The sequence below is a fragment of the uncultured Marinobacter sp. genome (assembly GCF_963974375.1).
Taxonomy (GTDB): Bacteria; Pseudomonadota; Gammaproteobacteria; order Pseudomonadales; family Oleiphilaceae; genus Marinobacter.
Window position 1 is genome coordinate 1 of the sequence record NZ_CAXBDN010000290.1, and the last position, 5,058, is coordinate 5,058.

Consider the following 5,058-nt stretch of genomic DNA (forward strand, 5'->3'; position numbering starts at 1 on the left):
CGGGCGGGCTTCATCCAGCGTCAGGCGATGACGCTCAATGGATTCCGCCAGATCCGGACGTATGTAGTCGAGATCGATCTGTTCTTCTCTGGCCTCCACATCCAGGACACCGTCCCCGGGCTCAATAAACGCAATGGCCTGTCCCTCCTGAACATAATCGCCCTGAGCCAGCGGCAGACTGCGAACAGTGCCAGCGGTGGGTGCCTTGATTTCATGTTCCATTTTCATGGCTTCGATGATGGCCAGGGTCTGGCCCCTGGTAACCAGATCACCCTCAGCCACCAAAGCCGTCACCAGCTGCCCTTGCATTGGGGCGGTGGCCGGCTCGGCGCCCTGGGGAGCTTCCAGAACGGTGGCATCCGGGCTAACGCTGGTCGTTGATGAATCGGACCGAAACAGTTGTGGGTGGCCCTGCTCGCTCTGAAGCACAAGGTCCGCCATCTGATCGTCAACGAATCGTGTGTAAACCTGGTTGCCGGCAACCTCTTCACGAGATAGCAGAGTCTGCAAAAAGGAGGTATTTGTTTTCACACCTTCGATACGGAACTGACACAACGCACGGTAGGCCCTGCGTACCGCCTGACGATACTCACCTGAACGACTGTGGATGACGACCTTTGCCAACAACGAGTCGAAGTGGGGACTGGTGGTATATCCGCGGTAGCCAAAAGTATCTACTCGCACTCCTGGCCCGGTTGGCGGCTCAAACGCATCCAGCGTGCCACCGCTGGGCTTTGCATTGCCGGCGGCGTCCATGGTTTCCATGTTTATCCGACACTGGATCGCATAGCCGCTGGCGGAACCAATCTGTACCTGGGTCAGGTTAAGATCAGCAAGGCTGGCGCCCCCCAGCACTGCGATCTGAGACTGGACCAGATCCACACCGGTAATCTCTTCCGTGATGGTATGCTCGACCTGCAGCCGTGGATTGGCCTCAATAAAAAAGTAATCATTGCCGTTGGCGTCTACCAGAAATTCGAAGGTACCCAAACCTGCATAATTGACCTGCCGCGCCAGACGCAGAGCGGCTTCCAGCAATCGGTCCCGGGTGGTTTTGGAGAGCGTTGGGCTGGGAGCAATCTCAATCAGCTTCTGATTGCGGCGCTGAAGGCTGCATTCGCGCTCCCAGAGATGCACTGCATCACCCTGGCCATCACCCAGTACCTGCACTTCGATATGGCGAGCGCGCTGCACCAGTCTTTCCACATAGAGGCCATCATCCCCGAAAGCCGCCTCGGCCTCCCTTGCGCAGGCCTGATAAGCCGCCTCAACATCGTCTCCGGGATGAACGATGCGCATGCCCCTTCCACCGCCGCCCGAAATGGCTTTGATCACAACCGCAACATCTTTGCCAAGACTTGCCGTGAACTCCCTGACCTGCGCCAGTGTGCTGCGCCCCCCGGTACCCGGCACTACCGGAACATCGCAGTTTTCCGCTAACTGACGTGCCGCGACCTTGTCACCAAGGGTATCGAGGGTAACCGGATCAGGTCCGATAAAGGTGATGCCGTTTTCCCTGCAGCGGCGTGCCAGCTCGGAGTTTTCGCTGAGGAAGCCATAGCCTGGATGCAAAGCATCCGCTCCGGATTGCTTCGCCGCAGCTACGATCGCGCCAATATCCAGATAAGCCCGGGCCCCCTTGCCCGGCAATAACACCCCTTCATCGGCGTGGCTGACATGCAGAGATGCACTGTCGTCCTCTGAATAGACAGCAACAGATTCCAGACCCATATCGCCCGCTGCCCGGGCGATACGAATGGCAATTTCCCCACGATTAGCGATCAGTAGCTTTTTGAATTTCACAGATGCCTCTTATCATTTTTCTTTTGTATCAGTCAGGTAGCGCGACTTTGAGGTGGTTTATCGTCGTAACTCTCTGAATAACGATGCTCAGGTCTTGACGCTTTGGCCATGACCTACCATTCTTGCACTTACTTACACGTCAGTCAGTTTTGTCCAAAAAAAACTGACTTGCAAGTAAGTCAGTAATTGGCAATGATACGACCACAGTGAAATTGCCGCAGGAGAGTCCATGACATCGGTTTCAGCATCCTCAGACTCGAGCCGCCGAAAGGCCGGGGAAACAAGGGCCCGGTTGCTCGAAGTGGCTCGCCGGTTGTTTATCACCCGGGGTCTTGATGCTGTCAGCTACGGTGATATCGCCAAAGAAGTGGGCTCCACAAGAGCGAACCTCCACTACCACTTCGGCAACAAGTCCGAACTGGTCAAAGAGGTTTTTGCAACGACCTTCAAAGAAGTCCGGGTGAGACTCGAAGACATATGGCTGAAGCCTGGCCTCAGTCTGGATGAGCGAATCGACCTGCTGTTTGAAGACGCGAAAGCTCGCTACGAGGAGTTCAACGAGATTGGAGGCGAGAGAACCCCGTGGAGTCTTTCGTCCAGGGCCCGTTTTGACTTCAGTTCAGTGGATACGGATGTGGTTGAGGGTATTGCTGAAATGTCGCGGTACTTCGAAGAGTGCGTCACGCACGCTGTCCGGTTGGCGGTTGGAACCGGAGAGTTTCGAGCGGATACCCCGGTCAAGGATGTGGTTTTGATGATCACACCATTGTGGTATTTCGGTTCGCCGATCACCCAGTTCTCGGGCATCAAGCGACTGAAGAATCATTACGACGCTACAAAGCGAACAATCAGGGCGGCCTATGGTACTCAGGCCAAATAAGGTCTGGACCCGAGACTCTGCGAAACAAGAACAATCAGCCTGGAGAGCAACTCCGGGCGCGTGGAGGAAACATGCTAGTTGCGAATAACGAGCACAGTGTCGTTGGTAGGGCTGACCTTACTGACACTGCACACAACGCGGCAAAAGGCGCATTGCCAGACACGCCCCCCATACTGGATGTGCGAGGTCTGAGCATTTCCTTTCGGGGTCGTGACGGGATTACTCACGTCACCCGCGACATCTCGTTCACAGTGGCGCCGGGCGAGCGTGTCGGCGTGGTCGGGGAAAGCGGATGCGGTAAATCGGTGACCGGTCTCTCGTTACTCAGGCTTTTGCCTGAGCAAACAGCCATCATTGAGGGTGAAATCCGTTTCGACGGCCGGGATCTGATGTCCATGCGACCCCGGGATATCCGGACTATTCGCGGCCGCGATATCAGCATGATTTTCCAGGAACCCATGACGGCACTGGACCCGGTGTTTACAGTGGGCCAACAGCTCATCGAAACTCTGCGCACCCATTACCCGGTCTCGCCGGCGGAAGCGCGTGAACGGTCCATTCAGGCCTTGAAAGACGTTGGCATCCCCTCCCCCGAGCAACGGGTTGATGAATACCCTCACCAGTTCTCTGGTGGTATGCGTCAGCGTGTCATGATCGCCATGGCGCTGATCTGTAAGCCCAAACTCATTATTGCAGACGAACCCACCACTGCCCTGGATGTCACCGTTCAGGCACAGATTATCGACCTGCTCAAAGAGCTCAGTGAAAACACAGGAGCTGCGCTGCTGTTCATTACCCACGATCTCGGGGTCGTCGCTGAGACCTGTAGTCGCATGATAACCATGTATGCAGGTGAAGTGGTTGAGAGCGCTCCGGTTGACGATGTGCTTCGCCGCCCCGGCCACCCCTATACATCCGGCCTTCTGCAGTCTCTGCCCCGGCTCAGTGACCGTGGCGGTCGCCTGCCCTTTATTCCGGGGCGCGTACCTTCCCCAAATGCAATGCCTGAAGGCTGTCGGTTTCAGCAACGTTGCCCCCATGCCGGGGAGGGTTGTGAGCGTTATCAATCGATGGTTGAGATCGCTGAAAACCGCAATGCCAGATGCCACAGGGCGACAGAACTGAAACTTCAAGGGGCGGTGTAATGAGTACGCTGAGTCAGCCCGGTGTTATCGAAGATCGCAACGATATTGTGACCGTCGAGAATCTCAGGATTCATTTCCCGCTGAAAGGCGGGCAAACCGTAAAAGCCGTCGACGGCGTGAGTTTTCAGATTCGTGCCGGCGAAACGCTCGGCATTATCGGCGAATCCGGCTCTGGCAAATCGACGGTAGGGCGTGCCCTTGTCGGCCTGCTCAAGCCCACGGAGGGTACCCTCAGGTATGGAGATACGGATATTTCAGAGTTGTCTGCCACCGAGTACAAGCGGCTTCGCAAGAACTACCAGATTATCTTCCAGGACCCCCATGCCGCGCTGAATCCCAGAATGACGATTCTCCAGAGTCTCGTAGAGCCAATGGAGATTCAGAACATCGGCAACCGCGAGTCCCGGCGCAAAACCGCCCTCGATGCACTGGAGCGTGCCGGTCTGTCGCCTGAGATTGCGATGCGTTATCCCCATGAACTGTCAGGTGGGCAGAAACAGCGAATCAACATCGCTCGAGCTCTTACCGTAAATCCTCGTTTTATCGTTTGTGACGAGGTCGTTGCAGCCCTCGACGTGTCCGTACGGGGCTCAATCCTGAACCTGTTTGCCGACCTTCAGGAAGAACTCGGCCTGACCTATGCTTTCATTACTCACGACATCTCGGTCGTTGCCCATGTCAGCCAGCGCGTTGGCGTCATGTACCTGGGCAACATGATGGAGCTGGGTCCAACCGAAGCGGTCATTGAAAAACCATTGCATCCCTATACCCAGGCTCTGTTGTCCGCCGAACCAAGACCCGTACCCAGTGATATGAGAGAAGACCGCCGGATCCACCTGAAAGGGGAAATCCCAAGTCCGGTCTCTCCTCCATCCGGTTGCCGGTTTCGGACCCGGTGTCCATTTGCCACAGAGAAATGTGCGGGTGACGCGCCGCAATGGCGAGAGATCGTTACTGACCATTGGGTCGCCTGTCATTACGCAACACCCGACGGGTACTTCGAGTGATCTTCCACACGATCATCACCGGAATACCGGCATCCATAAAACAACCACAATAAAGGGAGCTACCCTTATGAAAAATAAAGACAATGCAATCGTTGCAGAAGCAGAAGGTTTTACCCTGCGGCGCCGTGAGTTTCTGGGGCTACTGACCGGGGTTGCCGCAGTCGCAACCATGGCCGGCCCATCGGCCCTGATGGCCAAGGTCATGGACAATGGCGGCATCTTG

Annotated in this window: 4 protein-coding genes; 3 read left to right on the forward strand and 1 reads right to left on the reverse strand. The window is 56.1% G+C overall.

Annotation, left to right across the window (positions count from 1 at the left end):
* A partial coding sequence (locus AAC035_RS18405; protein WP_339806558.1) for a biotin carboxylase N-terminal domain-containing protein occupies positions 1-1,803 on the reverse strand: 1,803 nt, incomplete at its 3' end.
* Between the two features lie 229 nt (positions 1,804-2,032).
* Between AAC035_RS18405 and AAC035_RS18410 the strand changes: the two genes are divergently transcribed.
* The 3 genes from AAC035_RS18410 (at position 2,033) to AAC035_RS18420 (ending at position 4,835) form a co-directional block, all read left to right on the forward strand.
* A complete protein-coding gene (locus tag AAC035_RS18410) occupies positions 2,033-2,683 on the forward strand; it encodes a TetR/AcrR family transcriptional regulator (RefSeq protein WP_339806559.1) in 651 nt (216 codons plus the stop codon).
* Between the two features lie 71 nt (positions 2,684-2,754).
* The gene (locus AAC035_RS18415; RefSeq protein ID WP_339806560.1) at positions 2,755-3,828 is read left to right on the forward strand and encodes an ABC transporter ATP-binding protein; all 1,074 of its coding nucleotides are present in this window, start codon (positions 2,755-2,757) and stop codon (positions 3,826-3,828) included.
* Positions 3,828-4,835, forward strand: coding sequence for an oligopeptide/dipeptide ABC transporter ATP-binding protein (locus AAC035_RS18420; RefSeq protein ID WP_339806561.1), 1,008 nt, complete (start codon positions 3,828-3,830; stop codon positions 4,833-4,835). Before AAC035_RS18415 ends, AAC035_RS18420 begins: the two co-directional genes overlap by 1 nt.
* Positions 4,836-5,058: the final 223 nt, after the last annotated feature.